We start from the raw sequence: 274 nt of genomic DNA on the forward strand, positions 1-274 counted from the left end.
CTGCTGGCGGAGATTTCAAAGGGTGTGATATCCGCTTGAACCACCACCGTGTTGTTGGCGATCTCATAGTTGCCGGCGTCGGTGCCGCTTAAGCTATAACCTCCGATGGTGACATCTTTGTTGTAATCGACGTTTTTATCCGAGAAGCTGCCGCTAGCGCCAGTGAGGCTAATATTATCAGTGGCGATAAAGTCGGTAGTACTTGCGGTAATGTCGGCATCGCGGGTGCTGTCGTAGACTTTATCGGCCGCTGTGCCAGTCACGGTGATCTGCT

At 52.6% G+C, this 274-nt stretch carries 1 protein-coding gene; it reads right to left on the reverse strand.

Annotated features, from left to right (window positions below; all coding sequences use genetic code 11):
• Positions 1 to 263, reverse strand: a 263-nt coding sequence (locus tag Q1A41_RS20280; protein ID WP_299982985.1) for a YDG domain-containing protein, incomplete at its 3' end; no start/stop codon positions are given.
• Positions 264 to 274 lie beyond the last annotated feature (11 nt).

Source organism: uncultured Pseudoteredinibacter sp., assembly GCF_947502065.1.
Lineage (GTDB): Bacteria > Pseudomonadota > Gammaproteobacteria > Pseudomonadales > Cellvibrionaceae > Pseudoteredinibacter.